Source organism: Hymenobacter translucens (assembly GCF_020685205.1).
Taxonomy (GTDB): domain Bacteria; phylum Bacteroidota; class Bacteroidia; order Cytophagales; family Hymenobacteraceae; genus Hymenobacter; species Hymenobacter translucens.
The window spans coordinates 86,812-106,117 of record NZ_JAJERB010000008.1; the positions used below are offsets into that span (position 1 = coordinate 86,812).

Sequence of the window (19,306 nt, forward strand, 5' to 3'; positions counted from 1 at the left end):
CTTTCCGCCCCGGCTCCCGCTACTCCCCTTCCCGGCCCAGCTGCCGGAAGCAGCGCAGCACGATTCCCAGATCGGTGGAGGGCTCGTAGTCCTTGGCGTAGAGCAGCTCCAGGCGGCGGCGCGTGGCCGTGGTGAGCGGAGCGGCGGCCGTGGCCACGTCGGCCGCCGAGAGAATAGCCTCGGCCGTGCGGCGCGGCGCGGCGGCGTAGCGCAGGCCTACCCAGGAGCGGCGGCCCAGCAGCACGCGCAGGCAGTTGCGCACAAAGCCGGCCTTGCGCTCCACCAGCCCCACCGTGAGCGGTAAGCCCAGCAGAAAGCCTAGGCTGAGCAGCACGTTGAGCACCCGCTTATTGCGCACCTGCTGGGGCTGAAACAGGTTCAGGGCAATGTCGAGGGTGTAGTAGTCGCCGGGGCTGTCCTTGCCCGAGCTGCCGATGATGTACTCGCTGTCTTCGGGCAGGATCTTGTACGCCACCGGCTGCTGCTGCTGCAAACTGACCATCAAAGCAATAATCTGGCTGGCCGACAAGTCCTTGCCGCAGAAAATCAGCTCGTCGAGGGCGTAGATGCGGATAATCTCGTCGAGTTGCCGCACCTCGCCCAGATGGTCTTCGGCAGGCATTGGGGAAGCCGCGGAGCCAGCTTCCGGCAGTTCCGCGTCGGGCGTGACGTAGCCGATGATGCGGGCCTGCACGCCGGCGGCTTCGAGCAGGTGGCGCACCCGCCGGCTTTCGGGGGCCGAGCCCACGATGGCAATGTTCTTATGGGGCCGCTCATTCAGGCGCAGGTCGCGGTAGCGCAGAAAGTGCGACGCCATACGCCGGCCCACCAGCGCGGCCACGGCCCAGGCCCCGCCCAGAATGATAAGCGCCTTGGAGAAGCGGTAGGCGTCGAAGAAGTTGGAAACAGCCGAAATCAGCACCGTGCCCACGAAGATGCCCCGAACGATGCGCCCGGTTTTGGCTGGCTGGTCGTAGCCCCCGCTGAAGTACGCCGACACCAGCCACACCAGGATGTAGGCCGGCACCGCCACGCCCATAAATGCCGGCGGGTAGTCGGTGCGCACGTACTTGTGGTTGTCTTCCCAGTACGACTTCAGAAAGTACATGCCCCCGTAGATCAGGCCGGCGTCGAGCAGCACGGGCAGGGCGCGCACCGCTAGGCGCTGGGCCACGGCCATACCCGCCCGCAGCCAGATGGCCCCGTTGATGAGCAGGGAAAACGTGCCGGCCCGGTTCGGGGCGAAGTGCTTGCGGGCGAAGATGACCATGGCGCGGTAGAACACGAACACGTAGTTCACGCTGGTGCGCTTGGTGCTTTCGCCCTTGTAGTGGATGATGCGGGTGCCGGGGAAGTAGTAGTTTTTCCAGCCGCCCTGGGTGAGCCGGTACGAGAGGTCGATGTCCTCGCCGTACATAAAGTAGTCCTCGTCGAGCAGACCGACTTCCTTTAGGGCCGCGGCCCGCAGCAACATGAACGCCCCGCTCAGCACCTCAATCTCGTGGGTCTGGTCTTTGTCGAGAAAGCCGAGGTGATAGCGGCCAAAGGTGCGCGACTTCGGAAACAAACTGGCCAGCCCGAAGATCTTGTAGAACGCCACCGACGGCGTGGGCAGGCCGCGCTTGCTTTCGGGCAGAAACTTGCCTTGCCCGTCGAGCATCTTCACGCCCAGCCCGCCGGCGCGGGGGTGCTGGTCCATAAAGTCGCAGCAGGCCCGGAAGGTGTCTTCCTCGACTACCGTGTCGGGGTTGAGCAGCAGCACGTACTCGCCTTTGGCAATCCGGATGGCCTGGTTGTTGGCCTTACTGAACCCGGGGTTGTCCTTGTTCTCGATCAGTATGACTTCCGGAAACCGGGCCCGCACCATGGCCACCGAACCGTCGACGGAGTTGTTATCAACCACGAATACCTCCACGGCCTCGCCCCACTTCTCCACTGCCCGCCGCACCGACAGCAGCGCCTGCTCCAGAAAGTAGCAGACGTTGTAGTTGACGATGACGACGGAGAGCTTAACGGTATCGGGCACGATTAGGGGCAACGGACCGCGAAAGTTAAGCAGAGTTTGCCTCACCCCCGCCCAGCAGCTCCACGCACTGACGGGCTATTTCCAGCTCCTCGTTCGTCGGTACTACCAGCACCTTCACTTGCGCGTCAGGGAGGCTTATCTCGCGCAGCTCCCGGCCGGCGGCTTGGTTGCGGGCTTCGTCGAGGCGGATGCCCAGGAAAGCCAGCCCTTCGCAGGCCAGGGCCCGCACCCGCACGTCGTTCTCCCCCACCCCGGCCGTGAACACCACCGCGTCGAGCCCGCCGAGGGCGGCAGCGTAGGCGCCTAGGTATTTCCGGATGCGGTAGGCGTAGAGCTGCAGGGCCAGGGTGGCTTCGGGGCTGCCGGCTGCTACGGCGGCGCCCACGTCGCGCATGTCGCTGTAACCGGTCAGGCCCAGCATGCCGCTGGCCTTGTTGAGCAGGGCACTCACCTGCTCGGCCGGGTAGCCCAGCTGGCTGATCAGATGAAAGATAACCGAGGGGTCGAGGTCGCCGGAACGGGTGCCCATGACGAGCCCGCTGAGCGGACCGAAGCCCATGCTGGTGTCCACGGAACGGCCCGCCCGCACGGCCGCCACGCTGCAGCCGTTGCCCAGGTGTACCGTGATGATGCGCGCATCGGGGTTCTGCAGGTAGGCGGCAGCCTGCGCGGCCACATACTTGTGGCTGGTGCCGTGAAAGCCGTAAACGCGAATTCCGTGCTCGGTGTACAGGTCGGCCGGCAAAGCGTAGCGAAAGGCGTGCTCGGGCAGGGTCTGGTGAAAGGCCGTGTCGAACACCGCCACCTGCCGGGCTTGAGGAAACAGCTGCTCCGCCACCTCGATGCCGAGGTAGTTGGCCGGGTTGTGCAGCGGGGCCAGGGCGAACAGCCGCTTGATTTCCGCCTTTACATCTTCGTCGATAAGCGTGGTGGCGGCAAACCGCTCCCCGCCGTGCACCACGCGGTGGCCGATGACGCTGATGTCGGCCGGGTCCTGAATCACGCCGGTTTCGGGGTCGGTAAGCAGCTTCACAACTTCGCGCAGGCCGGCGGCGTGGTTGGGCAAAGCCAGCGTCAGCTTTTGTTTACGCGGCTCGGCATTGGGGCTGAAAACGGTGTGCGTGATAAGCGAATCGGGCAGACCAAGGCGCTCTACCAGCCCGCTGCATACGGGCTCGGAGGCGGGCCAGCGGAACAGCTGGTACTTGATGGAGGAGCTGCCGGAATTGACGACGAAGATGTTCATGGAGCGGGCCTCATTCCCGGCGCCTCTCCATCAGAAAAGGCCGGTCGGGTAAGCATTGATAATCAGAAAACGGCTGTGCGCCTGGTACGGCTGCAAAATAGGTCTAGCCTGGTTGCCAGGCACCAAACCTTACCCTTGCTGGCTTTGAATAGCGGTAATCACCACCGTATTAAACACGTCATCTACCGTGCAGCCCCGGCTCAGATCATTCACCGGCTTGTTCAGCCCCTGCAGCACCGGGCCGATGGCCAGGGCGCCGGTTTCACGCTGCACAGCCTTGTAGGTGTTGTTGCCGGTGTTCAGGTCGGGAAAGATGAGCACGCTGGCCTGGCCGGCCACGGCTGAGCCGGGCAGCTTCTGCCGGCCCACGATGGGGTCTACGGCGGCGTCGTACTGGATGGGGCCCTCCACCGGCAAATCGGGGCGCAGCTGGCGCACCAGCTCGGTGGCCCGGCGCACCTTGTCCACTTCAGCGCCCTCGCCCGATGTGCCGGACGAATACGAGAGCATGGCTACGCGGGGCTCCACGCCGAAGCGCTGAGCGCTTTCGGCCGAGGAAATGGCAATTTCGGCCAGCTGCTCCGCCGTGGGGCTGGGATTTACGGCGCAGTCGCCGAACACGGCTACGCGGTCGGGCAGGCACATGAAAAACACCGACGACACCAGGGAGATGCCGGGCCGCGTCTTGATGAACTGCAGGGCCGGCCGGATGGTGTGCTGGGTGGTGTGCACCGCCCCCGACACCATCCCGTCGGCGTGGCCTTTCTGCACCATCATCGAGCCGAAGTACGAGACGTCGCGCAGCAGGTCGCGGGCCATGTCGAGGTTCACGCCCTTGCTTTTGCGCAGCTCGTAGAAAGTCTGCACGTAGTCGTCGTAGAACTCGGAGTGTACCGGGTCGATGATGCGCAGGTGGCCGATGGGCAGGTTCAGGCCGAGGCGCTTGGCGGCGGCGGCAATGTCGGCGGGGTTGCCCAGGATGGTCAAATCCACGATTTCCTGCTGAAGCAGCAGAGCAGCGGCCCGCAGAATCCGGTCGTCGTTGCCTTCGGGCAGCACAATGTGGCGGCGCTGGCGCTTGGCCCACTGCAGCAGGCGGTACTGGAACATGTGGGGCGTAATGCCCTCCGACTGAAACGCGGACAGCTTGGCGTCGAGGGCCGGCACGTTCACGTAGCGGTCGAAGGTGCGGATGGCCAGCTGCACCTTCTTGGGGTTGTCGGCCGAGATGCGCGACTTAATGACGCTGAGCCGGGCGCTGGTTTCGAAGGTACCGGTGGGCACGGCAATGATGGGCAGCACCGACTGCAGACCGCGCAGCAGGCGCAGAATGGGTTCCTCGGGCTCCCAACCGGCGGTGAGCACGATGCCCGCCACCTTCGGGTAGCTGGCCGAGAGGTTGGCCTGGATGGCGCAGATAATCATGTCGCCCCGGTCGCCGGGCGTTACGATGACCACGTTTTCCTTGAGGTAGTTCAGAAAGTTGGGCACGTTCATGGCGCCGGTCACGAAGTTGTCGACCTGACTGCCGAGCAGCTCCTGGCCGAACAGCAGCTTGCCGCCCAGCGCGTCGTGAATTTCCTGCATGGTGGGGTTGAGCAGGGCCTTGTCCTCGGGAATTACCGACAAAATGATTTCCGGCCGCAGCTGCTGGCGTAGCAGGGCTTCCACGTCGGCTACCTGGTCGGGCGCCACCTTGTTGGCCACCACCGTGAGCACCTGCACCTCCCGGGCCTCGAAGCCGCGCAGGGCCGTGAGCGTGCTGTTGATGATCTGGGCGGTGGTTTTCTTTTCGCCCGACACCACCAGCAGCACCGGCTCGCCCAGGTTTTTGGCGATAGTCACGTTCAGATCAAACTCAAACGCAGTGCCCTGGCCCACGAAGTCGGTACCCTCGACCACGATGAAGTCGTGCTGTTCTTCCAGCTGCTTGTAGCGGTGGATGATGGTCTCGATCATCTCGCCCTGCCGCTCGGTTTCAATGAGCTGCAGCACCTCCGGGCCGGTGTAGGCAAAGGTGTCCTCATAGCGGATCGGGAGCTGGAAGTAGCGCAGTACGGTGTCGACGTGCGGGTCGGGCTGGCCTTCGGCGGCCGCGCTGATGACGGGCTTGAAATAGCCCACTTTCTGGGCTTTGCTCAGCAGCATGCTCACCAGCCCGAGGGTGACGAGGGACTTGCCGCTGTAAGGCTCGGCAGAGGCAATAAAGACGGTTTTGGTCATGGTGCCGCGCCCCCGGCCCCACTCCGGTGGGAGAGCGGGCACCTGCCGTCAGCAACGGAAGAGCTGTGGCGGCCCGGGTTTCCGGGGTATCATTTCGTTAGGTTCAATTGTAAAAACGGGGCCGCCGAACGGATGTTCAGCGGCCCCGCAAACTAAGGGCGAAATGATGCCGGGTTAGCGTGCCTGTTGCTCCATTATTGAGCGACCCAGGGTGGTTTCATCGGTGTACTCCATCTCCCTGCCCTCTTTCACCACTCGATAATCTGGGCCTACAGACTAGGTAATAGCGTCAATACAACTAGCAGTAGCTATATTGACGCTACTGGGCACCGTGATGAGTAGTGACAATACTAATGTTAGCGGACATAAAGAATGAAACGTTTAAACTATCATATTGTATGTATTTTAATCTTCATAGCTTCTTGCACAGGAACAAAATCGATAGACAGGGGCCGATATACAGGAAACTTAAAGGAACAGAATTACCCCTTTTTTGAATCAATCTCACATGGCGACGCAAATAGCAATTCATACACAATTCCTTTTGACCTTAAATTTATCGGAATCAAACCTCACCCTTATGATTCAACAGGCAAACAAGACTTTAGCTGGCTTAGAAGTCCAAATAATCTATTAATTACATTTAATACCATTAAGTCAATCGGACTCGAAAAGTTTGTATCATTTGAACAATACAACAGAAACACAAATGATTGGTGCTGCAATACACAGTGGGAAAACAAATCATTGAATGAAGTTATAAAAGGATTCATTCAATCGGACACGCTTTCCTCTAACGGTGGCTATTATTCCAAATTCTGGGGAAGAAGAAGAAAGGAAGGCAACATGAACGTTACATATCATATTTTGAAAGAAATTCACAAGTTCTACAACGGTGAACAAATAAAAATTACAACCTCTCCAATTGACACCACTTTGAAAGGCTTACTCAATTATGACTTGCAATTGGCGAATTCGAGTTCGAATTCATATAAAAACATTGCGATAAAATATTTCAATTACTTAAAATCAGTACATCTAGAATATTCAGCCTATAAATTAATATCTCACAATACTAATTTAAAATTACCCAAGGAATATACTGATAGCCTTTTAACAACCTTGGATTATGATACGATTTCATTTGAAGCTTGGAAGAGAATGGATGACAACTATAATGGCTGGATGACTGCAGGTGATTATCCAGACCCAAATAGATACTACGGCCCGTAAAGAAATAATCACCTGCACTAATAACAGGCTCTATTTAGCTTCAAAACAAAACTGCCCCGATCTGATGGCCGGGGCAGTTTTGTTTGTAATCCGAAGTAAGTTTACCGGGCCTGGCGCTGGCGCTCCACGATGCTCCGGCCCAGGGTGATTTCGTCGGCGTACTCCAACTCCCCGCCCACCGGAATGCCGCGGGCGATGTTGCTGACGTGCACACCCTCGAACTCCCGCAGCTTGCGCGACAGGTAGAACGCGGTAGTGTCGCCTTCCATCGTGGGACTGATGGCAAGGATGATTTCCTTGATTTCGGAGTTGGGCAAACGCTCCAGCAGGGACTCGATGTGCAGGTCGGACGGGCCAATGCCTTCGATGGGCGAGATAACGCCGCCGAGCACGTGGTACACGCCCTTGTACTGCCCGGTGTTTTCGATGGCAATAACGTCGCGGATGTCCGACACCACGCAGACCAGGGCATGGTCGCGCAGCTTATTGGCGCAGATCGTGCACTCGTCGGTATCGGAGATGTTGTGACAGGTTTTGCAGTAGGTGATTTCAAAGCGCATCTTGGCCAGGGCCTCCGCGAGCGACGAAGTCAGCTCGGTTTCGGCCTTGAGCAGGTGCAGCGCCAGGCGCAGGGCGGTTTTGCGCCCGATGCCCGGCAGCTTCGCCAGCTCGCCCACTGCGTTTTCAATCAGCTTAGAGGGAAATTCCATTCGGTAGTTGTTGCTTGTTAGTTGTTGATTGTTGGTTGAGGACAGGCCGATCGACCAACAATCAACCCCCATCAATCAACAATCAAACGATGTCCGCCGAGATGCCCCGGTCGTGGATGGCGGTGCACATGGCGGCCAGCTCCTCAAAGGCGCCGTGTTTTACCGTGCACTGCCCTTTGTAGTGAATCAGCAGGGTGCACTGCTCGGCCTGCTCGGGCTCATGGCCGCACACGTCGATGAGGGTTTTGATGACGTGGTCAAAGGTGTTCACGTCGTCGTTGTACACGATCAGGTCGCGAACGTCCGTGGTTTCTTCGAGCAGCAGAACGTCCTCGTCGTAATCAATTTGCGGTTTGGTAGACATAAGGCAAAAATACGGAAAAATCGGGCAGCCTAGCGCGGAAGAGGCCGGTTTTCCGGTTCTGTATAACCCCCCGGCAAGCGGAATCGTTTCGCCGGACGGTGGTAAATTCAGGGTAGTGGATATAGAGTCGTAACGTGCTACGGGCTGCTTTACTAACGCACCAATGCCCATTAGGTGGTCATTCCGGGCTTGCCGAGGAATCTCTACCGCTTCGTTGGATTAGTAGCCCCAACGAAGCGGGAGAGATGCTTCGACAGGCTCAGCATGACGTTCCGATTCCAACAACGTCTACATGCGACCTGCTTTCCCGCTGCATCACGGTCTGGCGGTAAGGTGTGGTCACGTCGAAATCCGACGTAATTTCCGGCCTTCAATCCCCACTCCTATTCTGATGATGCTTTCCCGCTTTCCGCGCCTGGCCCTGCTGCTGGCGTTGACCTTGCTGCTCCAGTACCCGGCCCTGGCCCAGCAGAAGCTGCTGACCATGGAAGACGCCTTCCTCAACCGCAGCCTCCAGCCCGAAAATCTGCGCCAGCTCACCTGGATTCCGGGCTCCAAAGACGAATTCAGCTTTGTGCGCAACACCGGCGGCAAGGATGAGCTGATGCGCGGCTCGGCTACCAGTGCCGCCACCGCCGCTCTTTCCCTCGCCGACCTCAACGCGGCCCTGCAAAAGGCGGGCGGCACCGAGCTGAAGGCTGCCCCGGCCTTTGCCTGGGCCGGCGCCCAGGCCCTGCTTATCAACCAGCAAAACAAAGTCTACCGGGTCGATGTCGCCGGCAAGCAGGCTACGGCCCTATTCGGCTATGATGCGGCGGCTGAGAACGTGGAAATGGACCCGACCAAAACCCGGGTGGCCTACACCAAAGACCAGAACCTGTATGTCTCCCTGGCCGGGCGCGAAAACGAGGCCGTGACCACCGAAGCCAACCCGGGCATCGTGAGCGGGCAGGCCGCTCACCGCTCGGAGTTCGGCATTACAAAAGGCACATTCTGGAGCCCCACCGGCAACAAGCTGGCTTACTACCGCATGGACCAGTCGATGGTGACCGACTACCCGCTGGTAGACATTTCCGGCGCGCCGGCCCGGCAGAACGCCATCAAGTACCCGATGGCCGGCGACAAAAGCCACGAAGTAACCGTGGGCGTGTACGACCTGACCTCGCGTAAAACCGTGTTTCTGCAGACCGGGGATCCCAGGGAGCAGTACCTGACCAACATCAGCTGGAGTCCCGACGAGAAGAGCATCTACGTGGCCGTGCTCAACCGGGGTCAGAACCACATGAAGCTGAATCAGTATGACGCCGCTTCGGGAGCTTTCATCAAGACCCTGTTCGAGGAAAAAGACGAGAAGTACGTGGAGCCCCAGCACGCGCTCCTGTTCGTGCCCGGCCAGGCTGACCAGTTTATCTGGCGCAGTCAGCGCGACGGGTACGAGCACCTCTACCTCTACTCCACCTCCGGCAAGCTGCTGCGTCAGCTCACCAGGGGCAGCTGGATTGTCACCGACGTGCTGGGCTTCAGCAATAAAAAGGAAGTGGTGTACGCCGGCACGGCCGAAAGCCCGCTGGAGCGGCAGGTGTACGCCGTCAGCCTCAAGGGCGGCAAGCCCCGCCGCCTCACCGAGGGCAAAGGCACTCACAACGCCACGCTCAGCCCCGGTGGTACGTTTCTGCTCGACAACTTCAGCAATACCACCACGCCCCGCATTATCCGCACGGTAAGCGTGGCCACCGGCAAAACCGCTCAGACCCTGCTCACTGCCGCCAACCCACTTACCGGCTACAACCTGGGCGAAACCAAGCTGGTGACGCTGAAAGCAGCCGACGGGCAGACCGACCTCTACGCCCGCATCACCACCCCGCCCGGCTTCGACGCCAGCAAGAAGTACCCCACGGTGGTCTACCTCTACGGCGGCCCCCACGTGCAGCTCGTCACCGAAAACTGGCTGGGCGGCGGCAACCTCTGGATGCAGCTGATGGCCCAGAAAGGCTACGTGGTGTTCACCATCGACTCGCGGGGCTCCGGCAACCGGGGCCGGGCCTTCGAGCAGGCCACCTTCCGGCAGTTGGGCACCGCCGAAATGGCCGACCAGCTCAAGGGCGTCGACTACCTGAAAAGCCTGCCCTACGTGGACCAGGCGCGGATGGGCGTGCACGGCTGGAGCTTCGGCGGCTTCATGACGACGACCATGATGACCCGCAGCCCCGGTACGTTCAAGGTCGGCGTGGGCGGCGGCCCGGTTATCGACTGGCGCCTCTACGAAATCATGTACACCGAGCGGTACATGGACTCGCCCCAGGAAAACCCCGAAGGCTACAAAGCCGCGAACCTGCTTAACTACGTGCCCAGCCTGAAGGGTAAGCTGTTGCTCATCCACGGCACCGTCGACGACGTGGTGGTGTGGCAGCACAGCCTTTCCTACCTGAAAAAAGCCGTGGACCAGGGCGTGCAGCTCGACTACTTCGTGTACCCTGGCCACCCCCACAACGTGGGCGGCAAGGACCGCGTCCACCTCTACCACAAGATCACTCAGTATTTCGATGACCACCTCTAGGTTCTGGTCCGCACTGCTGCCCCGTCCGCATCTGCTGCTATTGTTGGTCATGCTAATGAGCGGGTTGCCCGGCTACGGACAGCAGGCCGGGGATGGTATGCCTTCCGCGGCCGAAATAGCGGCTTCCGACTCTGTTTTTCGGCTTAAGAAGGCGGAGAATGATGCCTACTTCAAAGTCTTCAGCTTCGAAGTACATCCCAGCGTCGGCTACGCCGCCAGTCGTTACCACGGGCTGAACGGCCTGTTGCAGCCCACGGCCTACCCTGCCGTGAAAAGCCACGGCCTAAGCTACGGCGGAGGCGGCTCGCTTCGGATTTACCGGGTAGTGCTGAGCCTCGAAGCCGTTTTATATGACTTCGACCACACTGAGCAAAATCGCAAAACGGAGCTGACTTCTTCAAATACGCTTATCCGCCTGGGCTACGCGTGGTTTACGCCCAATTACGCGCACTCCTTTACACCCAGCATTGGGCTGGGCTCCAGCGGGGCCGACGTTACGCTCACGGATCTGAATGCAGCATCCGGCTCCACGGCCGGGGCCTTGCTGGGCGGGGCACCCTATTCCAACACCCTGCACTACCGGAACAAAAATCTGGCCCTGGGCCTGGCGTATGAGCACTACCCTTCGAGTGACATGAAGCGGCGCAACGTCCTTGGCATTCACCTGAACTACCTGGCCCGCCTGGGCGAGGGGCGCTATTACGCCCACGATTTCAAGCAGTCGGTTTCGGGTCCGGCCATCGACCCGCTGCTGTTCAACATCCGCATGGTTACGGGCTTTCTATTCTGATACCTGCTGCCGGAAACAGAGCAGCACGTAACGCGCTGCAAATAAATAAGCCCCGCCGGCTGAAATCCGGCGGGGCTTATTTATTTCGTTCGGGGCTGACAGCTAGGCCCCGCGGGAGCCGGGGCTTTTCAGTTGGCTGACGACTTCTTCGCTCAGGGGCGACACGGCCGGACCGAAGTAATGAGTCAGGCGGCCGTCTTCGCTGATGAGGTACTTGGCGAAGTTCCAGTCGGGGGCCTGCTCGTTCCAGCCGTTGCGGCGGGGGTCGCTCAGCCAGCGGTACACCGGGTGCTGCTCCGGCTTTTTGACTACCACGCTTTTCTGCATCAGCGGAAACGACACGCCAAAGTTGACCTGGCAGAACTGCTGAATGGTCTGGTCGTCGGCTTTTTCCTGCTCGGCGAAGTCGTTGGCCGGGAAGCCCAGCACGACCAGCCCGTCGCCAAACTCTTCGGAAAGCTGCTGCAGCTCGGCGTACTGGCCCGTATAGCCGCAGTTCGACGCGGTATTGACGAGCAGCACCTTTTTCCCTTTCAGATCGGCAAAGGAGAGCGAATTGCCGGTGTTGAGCTGGCTGCCGAGCTGGTAAAACGGCTCGGGGGCGGAAACGGGCTGGGGGCTGGTCAGTACTTTACCCCGGCTGCTTGATTTCGACAGCTTCATGATAAGCGGGTACGCAAGCTTCAGGAGCTTCTGGCGGAAGGTGGGCATGGGCAGAGGGTGATGGAGAAGACCAGCACAAAAGGCTGGCTGACCAAGTATAAGCGGTTTCCGACAAAAAGGTTGGGCGCCGTGGCGAACCAGAAGCCCATTACTTCCCTACCCTTGCGGGCCTTATTCAGCCGGCAGCGGCGGTTCTTCCCCTGGCGCCGGGGCTCAGAAACGACCGGCTTGACCAGCCGTAGCGCTGCCCTGTTCCGTTAAAGCGCACCGGTGTAAATTTGTTGGGCTGCGACGGCCGTCGGCGCGCTGGTTTGCCTGCTGTTTCTCCCACTTTCACCCTGCCCCTGAATGCCCGTTCCGTCCACTGACTTCAAGAAGGCCCTGAAGCGCCTGTCCGACAAGGAAAAGGAAACCCTGCTGCTGCGGGCCGTGCGCCGCGACGCCGAGCTGTACGAGACGCTGGTGTTTGAGCTGCTGCCCGACGTGACGGTGGAGCAGGTCTACGCCGAAACCTCGGACCGGATTCATGAGCTGTTCAACGTGGCCGTAACCGGGCGTTTGCTTAACCGCAGCCTGACCAAGGCGTTGCAGAAGGCGGTCAAGGAAATTGCCCGGGCCCGGCGCATCACCAAGGACAAGCGCCTGGAAATCGACCTGATGCTTTACACCCTGCGCCTGATCTTCGACAACTACACCGGGCAGTTTGAGGCGCCCTGGGCCAGCTTCTACACCGGCACCGCCCGCCTGGCCGCCCGTACCACCCAGCTGGTGGTGCAGAACCTGCACGAAGACCTCTGGCTGGAGTACAAGTCCGAGCTCGACAACTTCCTGACCCAGCTCCACAGCCGCAGCAAAAGCCGCAGCCTGAAGTTTGAGCTGCCCCGCCAGCTGGTGCTACCCGATTAGGCTCCGCCGTGCGATATTTGCAGAACGTACAACGCTACCCTTTTCCTCAATGCTTCGTTTTTGCTTTAGCGCGCTGCTGGCGGTGCTACTGACGGCTGTTGCCCACGCCCAGGCGCCCGCCGGATTTGCCGGCACCCTCACGTATTCCGCCAAAAACAGGTACGCCGACCCGGCCCTGCAGGAGCGCTACCGCCAGGCCCCAATGTTTCAGGGCACCGAGCAAACCTGGCTTATTTCGGGGCCGAACCTCCTGGAAACCACGAATGGCTTATCCGGCAGCCGGAACCTGTTCCGGACCCGGGACCAGCTTGCCTACACCTTCCACCCTACCCTGCCCTGGGTTTTTTACGACGACCTGCGGCAGCACGGCTCCTTTCGGAAGCGTACGGTGCTGCCCGCCGCCGATACGGTGCTGGGATTCGTGTGCGACGTGGTGCTAACCGAAACGTCGTGGGGCTCGGTGCGCTGCTCGATGCATCCCAAATACCGGCAGCTGGCTACAAAGGCCGCTACCGATACCGTCGGCTGGTACGCCGATACCTATCCGACCGCACTAAGTATTCCGCTGCGCCGGGTCACTACCTGGACGAAAGCGGGGCTAACCGAAAGCCAGGTGGCCACGGCCCTGACGCCAGCCGCCTCGCCCATCGACCAGGCCCAGTTTGCCGCTCCGGCCGCCGATAAGCTCGTGCCGGGCTATAGCATGATTGACAACAAGCCGAACGACAAGGAAATCCGCCGGTTTTCTGAGTTTCTGGTCAAAAACCTTAAATACCCCAAGGAGTCGCTGCGCCGGGGTGTGGAGGGCTCGGTGCTGCTGGAGTTCCTGGTGAACGAGGACAGCTCGATTTCCGACATCCGCATCCTGCAGCACCTCGACCCGGCCTGCGACGCGGAGGCAGTGCGTATCCTGAGCGGATACGCCAAATGGGCGCCCCGCACCTACAAGGGCCAGCCAGTCAAGTCGCTTTTTTCGCTGCCCATCACCTTCCGGCTGCAGTAGCCGCCGCGCCGAAAGTTCACAAAAAAAGACCCTTCAACCTGCGTTGAAGGGTCTTTTCGTTGCTAAAGCGCGAGACTACTGCTTGGCAATCACGTTAAAGCTCAGGGTGAAGTTGTCGTCAATGGCCTTGTCGGCAGCGGCGCCAAACAGGGTCGAGCCGTACTTCACGTCGTACTTGGTGCGGTCGACGATGGCCGTGCCCGAGGCAGCAGCTACGCCGTTCTTCACGCCAACCTTGGCAGGGAAGGTCACCGGCTTGGTGATGCCCTTGATGGTCAGGTCACCGGTTACGTTCACGTTGTTGTCGTTGGCACCGGCGCCTTTGATGGGTGCCAGGCTGGTGATTTTGAACGTGGCGGTGGGGTGCTTCTCCACGCTGAAGAAGTCGTCGTTGCGCAGGTGGCCGGCCAGCTTGCCGTTCATGCTGGCGTCGGTGATGTCCACTACCTTCAGCGAGTTCATGTCGACGATGAACGTGCCGCCTACAATCTGGTTGCCGCGCACGACTACATCACCTTCCTTGAACTGAATGGTGCCGTTGTGCTGGCCGCCCACCTTCTTGGCCAGCCAGCCGAGGGTGCTGAGCTGGGGCTGTACCTTGTAGGAAGTGCCGGCCGCTTGCTGGGTACCGGGGGTGGTTTTCTTGGCCGCGGGCTTCTGGGCGAAAGCGGGAGCAGCGAGCAGGGAGGCGGCTACGAGGGCCGACAGAGCAATCTTTTTCATGGGGTGTAAACTAGAGGAAGGGGTGTCGTAGGTAAGGGTGGCTGAAAACCGTCAGTCGCGGATTTTATCGAGCAGGTAGCTGAGCTGGGCGGCTTCCGCTTCGGTTAAGTTCTTCAGGCTGTGCTGCTCCCCACCGATTATCGGGTCGAGGCGGCCGAGCAGGTCGAGGCCGGCTTCGGTGATGCGGATGTCCACGGCCCGGCGGTTGCCGGGGCAGACGGTGCGCGTCACCAGCTGCTTGGCTTCGAGCTTGTCGACAATGCGGGAGGCATTGCTGGTTTTGTCGAGCATGCGCTCAATGAGCAGGTTTACCGTGGCCGGCTTCGGGTGCTGGCCGCGCAGAATCCGTAGAATATTGAACTGGGGCAGGGTGATGCCATATTCCCGAAAGGTGGCCGAAAGGCGCTGCTGCAACCACCCCGCCGTGTAGGCGATATTGATGCTGGCCTTCTGGTACTCATCCTTGAAGACCGGCTGTTTGATTTCGTCCTCTATTTTCATAGCCGCCAAGTTAACCATGGAATCCGTTGCAAATATATGTACATACATCGAATATCCGCGTTCCGTTCCAAAAAATAATTACGAATTCGCCTCTCACGGCCACGAAGGCGCAAAAACCGTATGCGTCCTCATCACCCATTCCCGCTCTGCCATGAATCGTTTTCTCCTTGCCCTCCTGCTCAGCCTGACGCTCGGCACCGCCGCTGCCCAATCGAAAACCGCGCCGAAACCAGCCGGCGCGGTGGAAGCCAACTCCACCGACCAGTTTCTGATGAAAGACGGCCGGGTGGTACTGCGCCGGGGCTCTCAGCTTACGGCTCTCACCCAGAACGTACGCCTGGCCGACGGCACCAAAGTCAACTACAAAAGCGGCATCGTGGAGCTGAGCGGGGGCAAGATTATCACCCTTAAAGACGGCGACTACGTCACGATGCAGGGAGACGTGGTATATGCCACCCCCAGCAGCGCGGCCGAGTCGCGGGGCGACAAGTCGGTGCCCACGGGCGCGCAGTTCGAGCAGTACGTGGACCGGCAGAACCCCAAGAATCTTACCGAGCTGGAAGCCCGCCTGGATAACATGAACAGCAAAATCACGCTTATGACCCAGAAGATTCAGCTTCTGAACCAGAAAATCTCCCTGCTGAGCACCGGCAACCAAAAGGCGCCCGACACCAGCCAGCTCGACCAGCAGATTCAGACCCTCGACGCCCAGATTCTGCAGATGAAGTAGCCGGCTGAGCTACCGCAGCACCGGAATGGCCGGCTGGGCCGTGAGCAGGCCGCCTGCTTCGCGCACCAGCCCGAACGGTTCGTCGCGCACCACCAGAAACCCGTCCAGGTCGCACACTTCGGCCAGGCCACTCACCTGCAGCGCCGACCAGATGCCGAGCGACGTCTCCACCATGCAGCCTAGCATCGTCTGCAGGCCATGCGCGCGGGTTTGCTGAAGCAGCCGCACGCCGTTGCGGTAGCCGCCCGCCTTCATCAGCTTCATGTTTACGCCGTGAAACTGCCGGGCAATGTCGGCAAAGTCCGCCTCGTCCGTTACGGACTCATCAGCAAACACCGGGTAGGGCGACAACGGCCGCAGATAGCGGTAGTCGTCGGCGCAGGTTGCGGGCAGGGGCTGCTCGAGCAGGCGCACCTTCAGGCCCGGCATAGCCGTAATACTTTCCAGAAAGCGCAGCAGCGACTCGGCATCGTGCCAGGCCTCGTTGCCGTCGATAATCAGGGGCCGGCCGGGCAGCAGCCTGGTCAGCTCCTGCAGCAGGTCGTGGCCTCCTTCCTCGTTTACCTTGATCTTGAGCAGCGGAAACCGGTCCATGCCCTGCTCCTTCACAAAGGCGGCTACCAAGCCTGGGTCCATGATAGGCAGCGTAAAGGCGGTGGGTGCCGCGTCGGCCGGCTCCGGAATGCCCAGCAGCCGTGCCACCGATTGGCTTCTGCGCCGGGCTTCGCGGTGCACAAAGGCCGACTCCACCGCAAAGCGCAGGGCGTGGGGCGTCACGGCCGCGTCGAGCAGCTCTTCCAGCTCGCCCAGGGTGGTCACCGATTGGAGCCCGGCCGTCAGCAGCCCGGCAAAAGCCGCCCGCAGGCTTTCCGGCGTTTCCCCGTAGCGGACGTTGGGCGCGGCTTCCCCCCACCCCACCGGGCCGCCCTGCTCGGCGGCCACCCGCACCAGCAGGTTGGTTTTGACGTCGGAGGCATTGCGGGAGATTTTCCAGGTGAAGCGCAGCGGCAGTTCGCGCGTTTCCAGGGACCAGAGCAGACTCAAGGGTGGGCAGGTTTGGTGAAAACAGAGCCGGGGCGGCCCCGGCTGGGCTGAAGGTAGCACCCCCAACGGGCAAACGCCACTTTGGCGGATTATGAGGTAAAAAAAGCAGTTTTTGTGATGATCCGTCCGCAAACCAGCCGTCCCGGGCCGGGGTAACGCGGGACGCAGCCCAAAAACCTATCTTTGCCTGTTTTCCCACCGTTCCCTCCCCTTGCCGTTTTCTGCATGAAGTTCTCCCGCCTCGTTCCTCTGGTTTTGCTGCTGGCCCTGGTGGCCCTGGTTTTAACCGTTCTGCAGGCCTATAACGTGGTGGCTCTGCCCGCGGCCGTGCCCACCACCGCCCGCTGGCTGGCCCTGGCCGCCCTGACTGCCTACGCCGCCCAGCGCCGCTCCCTCACCTTCTGGATCGTGGTGAGCATGTTTGTAGGCGCCGAGCTGGGCAACGACATGCCGGCCGTAGCCCAGAAGCTGAAAGTCCTGAGCGACATTTTCCTGCGGCTGGTCAAAACCATCATTGCGCCCCTGGTATTTGCTACGCTGGTGGTGGGCATTGCCGGCCACGCCAACCTCAAGCAGGTGGGCAAGATGGGCGTAAAGGCCCTGGTGTACTTCGAGGTGGTCACCACCTTTGCCCTGTTTATCGGACTGGCGGCCATCAACCTTACCAAAGCCGGCCGCCTCGACCCGGCCGTGCTGGCCGCGGCCCAGGCCAGCGACACCATCGGCGAGACTATTGCGGCAGCACCCAAGCAGAGCGCGGCCGACATTATCCTGCACATCTTCCCCGAAAACATAGCCAAGTCCATCGCCGAAGGCCAGGTGCTACAGGTGGTCGTGTTTGCCATCATCTTCGCTATCGGCCTGGCTATGGTCCACACCCGGCACCGCCGGCCCATGCTGGAGTTCACCGAAAGTCTGGGCGAGGTGATGTTTAAGTTCACCAACGTGGTGATGTTCTTTGCCCCCATCGGCGTGGGCGGGGCCATGGCGTACACGGTGGGTAAGATGGGCTTCGAGCCCCTGAAAAACGCGCTTTACCTGCTGCTCACGCTTTACGGCGCCCTCATTGTGTTTGTGCTGGTGGTGCTGCTGCCCATTGCCCTTCTGGCCCGCATTCCGATCAAGCGCTTCGTGCAGGCCATTGCCGAGCCCGTCAGCATTGCCTTCGCCACCACCTCTTCCGAAGCCGCCCTGCCCCGGGCTATGGAAGCCATGGAAAGCATCGGCGTACCGCGCCGCATCGTGGCCTTCGTGATGCCCACCGGCTACTCCTTCAACCTCGACGGCACCACGCTCTACCTGTCGCTGGCGGCGGTATTCGTGGCCCAGGCGGCGGGCGTCGACCTGAGCTTCGGGCAGCAGCTGGTGATGGTCTTTACCCTGATGCTGACCAGTAAGGGCGTGGCCGGGGTACCCCGCGCCTCCCTGGTGATTCTGCTGGCTACCGTGGCTTCCTTTAGCCTGCCTTCCTGGCCGGTGTTTATCATCCTCGGCATCGATGCGCTGATGGACATGGCCCGCACGGCTGTAAACGTGATTGGCAACTGCCTGGCCACGGCCGTCATTGCCCGCTGGGAAGGGGAGTTTGTCGATAACTACGTGGCCCCCGACCCCGTGGACGACCTGGCCGAGGCCGACAGCACGCTGGCGCAGACGGCGCATTAGCGCGGCTGACTGTTCAAGCGTCCGGCGGCCACGCGGCTGTTGCCTGGAAATATTCATATACACCACTATACTCCGGCAAACCGTTTTTTTCGGGCGTTTGCCGGAGTATAGCGTTGTTTAGGCGGTTGTCAGGCCCCGTCAGGTGGATTCTTCCGCAAACCCGCTATATTAGACGCCGCCCTATTTTTTTTTGCGAGGGGCCTCCTTTCGACCCTGGATTGCCTCGCTTTCACCTGATTATCCTACTGCATGGCCCGAACTTTACCCGTTTCTATTCTAGGCCTGTTCCTGCTCCTGACTTTTCCCGCCTGTAAATCAATCGAGCCCCACTTGTTTAAGGTGCCGGCGGCCGGACTGCGCAGCCGCCTGCCCGGCCTGCAGGTGACGGTGGAGGCGCCCCTGCTGGCTGACCGGGACGGGGCGCTGCCGGAAGACGTGCAGAAGCAGTTTCAGATGGAAATCATCCGGAACGTGACGCTGCAGACCGACACTTCCCTGTATGGCTACGCCCGCCTTACCCTGAAGGACGCCCAGACGAGCCGCACCGGCCGGGGTTTCCAGGCCCTGCAGCTGATGACCCTGATGACCCCAAGTATACTGGGCGTGCCGCTGGAGTACTACCACACCAGTCTGCGGGCCGAGGTCGAGATTATCGACTCACAGGGGCAGCTGGTAGGCGTCTACTCCGGGTTGGGCGAGTCGACGGTGCCGGTGGCCATGTACTACGGCTACTCCCAGCAGAAAGCCCCGCGCCTGGCCGATATGCTGGCCTTACAGATGGCCCTGGACAACATCCGCCCCCTGCTGGTGGCCGATGCGCCGTACCTCAACGAGCGGCTGGTGGCCGGCGGGCCCATTGCCGAGCTGGGCGCCGAGCTGGGCAACTAACCCTTTTACCAATTGAGCACGCTCATTCCCCGAC

Annotated in this window: 18 protein-coding genes; 8 read left to right on the plus strand and 10 right to left on the minus strand. The window is 60.7% G+C overall.

What is annotated here, in order from left to right; genetic code table 11:
- Nucleotides 1-19: 19 nt before the first annotated feature.
- From LJY25_RS16780 to LJY25_RS21465, 4 genes are all read right to left on the minus strand, one after another.
- The gene (locus LJY25_RS16780) at nt 20-2,026 is read right to left on the minus strand and encodes a glycosyltransferase (protein WP_227609608.1); all 2,007 of its coding nucleotides are present in this window, start codon (nt 2,024-2,026) and stop codon (nt 20-22) included.
- Between the two features lie 25 nt (nt 2,027-2,051).
- Nucleotides 2,052-3,272: an acetate/propionate family kinase gene (locus LJY25_RS16785; protein WP_227609610.1), complete on the minus strand. Its 1,221-nt coding sequence runs from the start codon at nt 3,270-3,272 to the stop codon at nt 2,052-2,054.
- A 129-nt stretch (nt 3,273-3,401) separates the two neighbouring features.
- A complete protein-coding gene (gene pta / locus LJY25_RS16790) occupies nt 3,402-5,537 on the minus strand; it encodes a phosphate acetyltransferase (RefSeq protein WP_317206610.1) in 2,136 nt (711 codons plus the stop codon).
- Nucleotides 5,538-5,669: 132 nt separating this feature from the next.
- Nucleotides 5,670-5,750: a hypothetical protein gene (locus LJY25_RS21465; RefSeq protein ID WP_394799979.1), complete on the minus strand. Its 81-nt coding sequence runs from the start codon at nt 5,748-5,750 to the stop codon at nt 5,670-5,672.
- A 117-nt stretch (nt 5,751-5,867) separates the two neighbouring features.
- On the opposite strand from LJY25_RS21465, the gene LJY25_RS16795 reads away from it, so the two are divergent.
- Entirely contained in the window at nt 5,868-6,728 is an 861-nt protein-coding gene (locus LJY25_RS16795; protein ID WP_227609612.1) for a hypothetical protein, read from the plus strand.
- Nucleotides 6,729-6,829: 101 nt separating this feature from the next.
- Here the strand turns inward: LJY25_RS16795 and recR are convergent, their stop codons facing one another.
- Nucleotides 6,830-7,438 (minus strand): recombination mediator RecR, encoded by a 609-nt coding sequence (recR, locus tag LJY25_RS16800; RefSeq protein ID WP_227609614.1) that lies wholly within the window; start codon nt 7,436-7,438, stop codon nt 6,830-6,832.
- An 82-nt stretch (nt 7,439-7,520) separates the two neighbouring features.
- A complete protein-coding gene (locus tag LJY25_RS16805) occupies nt 7,521-7,802 on the minus strand; it encodes an ATP-dependent Clp protease adaptor ClpS (protein WP_227609616.1) in 282 nt (93 codons plus the stop codon).
- A 391-nt stretch (nt 7,803-8,193) separates the two neighbouring features.
- Here LJY25_RS16805 and LJY25_RS16810 point away from each other — a divergent pair, with 391 nt between their 5' ends.
- Both LJY25_RS16810 and LJY25_RS16815 read left to right on the plus strand, forming a co-directional pair.
- Nucleotides 8,194-10,359 (plus strand): S9 family peptidase, encoded by a 2,166-nt coding sequence (locus LJY25_RS16810; protein ID WP_227609618.1) that lies wholly within the window; start codon nt 8,194-8,196, stop codon nt 10,357-10,359.
- 55 nt (nt 10,360-10,414) lie between these two features.
- The gene (locus tag LJY25_RS16815; protein ID WP_227609620.1) at nt 10,415-11,149 is read left to right on the plus strand and encodes a hypothetical protein; all 735 of its coding nucleotides are present in this window, start codon (nt 10,415-10,417) and stop codon (nt 11,147-11,149) included.
- A gap of 102 nt (nt 11,150-11,251) precedes the next feature.
- Here LJY25_RS16815 and LJY25_RS16820 read toward each other — a convergent pair whose 3' ends face one another.
- Entirely contained in the window at nt 11,252-11,860 is a 609-nt protein-coding gene (locus LJY25_RS16820) for a glutathione peroxidase (protein WP_227609622.1), read from the minus strand.
- Between the two features lie 300 nt (nt 11,861-12,160).
- On the opposite strand from LJY25_RS16820, the gene LJY25_RS16825 reads away from it, so the two are divergent.
- Together LJY25_RS16825 and LJY25_RS16830 are read left to right on the plus strand one after the other, a co-directional pair.
- Entirely contained in the window at nt 12,161-12,718 is a 558-nt protein-coding gene (locus tag LJY25_RS16825; RefSeq protein WP_227609623.1) for a hypothetical protein, read from the plus strand.
- Nucleotides 12,719-12,767: 49 nt separating this feature from the next.
- Nucleotides 12,768-13,721, plus strand: coding sequence for an energy transducer TonB (locus LJY25_RS16830; RefSeq protein ID WP_227609624.1), 954 nt, complete (start codon nt 12,768-12,770; stop codon nt 13,719-13,721).
- Nucleotides 13,722-13,796: 75 nt separating this feature from the next.
- On the opposite strand, the gene LJY25_RS16835 is transcribed toward LJY25_RS16830, so the two are convergent.
- Together LJY25_RS16835 and LJY25_RS16840 are read right to left on the minus strand one after the other, a co-directional pair.
- Nucleotides 13,797-14,444, minus strand: coding sequence for a YceI family protein (locus tag LJY25_RS16835; RefSeq protein WP_227609625.1), 648 nt, complete (start codon nt 14,442-14,444; stop codon nt 13,797-13,799).
- Nucleotides 14,445-14,495: 51 nt separating this feature from the next.
- Nucleotides 14,496-14,945, minus strand: coding sequence for a MarR family winged helix-turn-helix transcriptional regulator (locus LJY25_RS16840; RefSeq protein ID WP_227609626.1), 450 nt, complete (start codon nt 14,943-14,945; stop codon nt 14,496-14,498).
- Between the two features lie 151 nt (nt 14,946-15,096).
- On the opposite strand from LJY25_RS16840, the gene LJY25_RS16845 reads away from it, so the two are divergent.
- Complete coding sequence (locus LJY25_RS16845; RefSeq protein ID WP_227609627.1) at nt 15,097-15,675, plus strand: DUF6799 domain-containing protein; 579 nt, start codon at nt 15,097-15,099, stop codon at nt 15,673-15,675.
- A 9-nt stretch (nt 15,676-15,684) separates the two neighbouring features.
- On the opposite strand, the gene LJY25_RS16850 is transcribed toward LJY25_RS16845, so the two are convergent.
- On the minus strand, nt 15,685-16,719 hold the full coding sequence (locus LJY25_RS16850; RefSeq protein ID WP_227609628.1) for a dipeptide epimerase: 1,035 nt from the start codon (nt 16,717-16,719) through the stop codon (nt 15,685-15,687).
- Between the two features lie 225 nt (nt 16,720-16,944).
- Here LJY25_RS16850 and LJY25_RS16855 point away from each other — a divergent pair, with 225 nt between their 5' ends.
- Complete coding sequence (locus LJY25_RS16855) at nt 16,945-18,384, plus strand: dicarboxylate/amino acid:cation symporter (RefSeq protein WP_227609629.1); 1,440 nt, start codon at nt 16,945-16,947, stop codon at nt 18,382-18,384.
- A 249-nt stretch (nt 18,385-18,633) separates the two neighbouring features.
- Complete coding sequence (locus tag LJY25_RS16860) at nt 18,634-19,272, plus strand: hypothetical protein (RefSeq protein ID WP_227609630.1); 639 nt, start codon at nt 18,634-18,636, stop codon at nt 19,270-19,272.
- Nucleotides 19,273-19,306 lie beyond the last annotated feature (34 nt).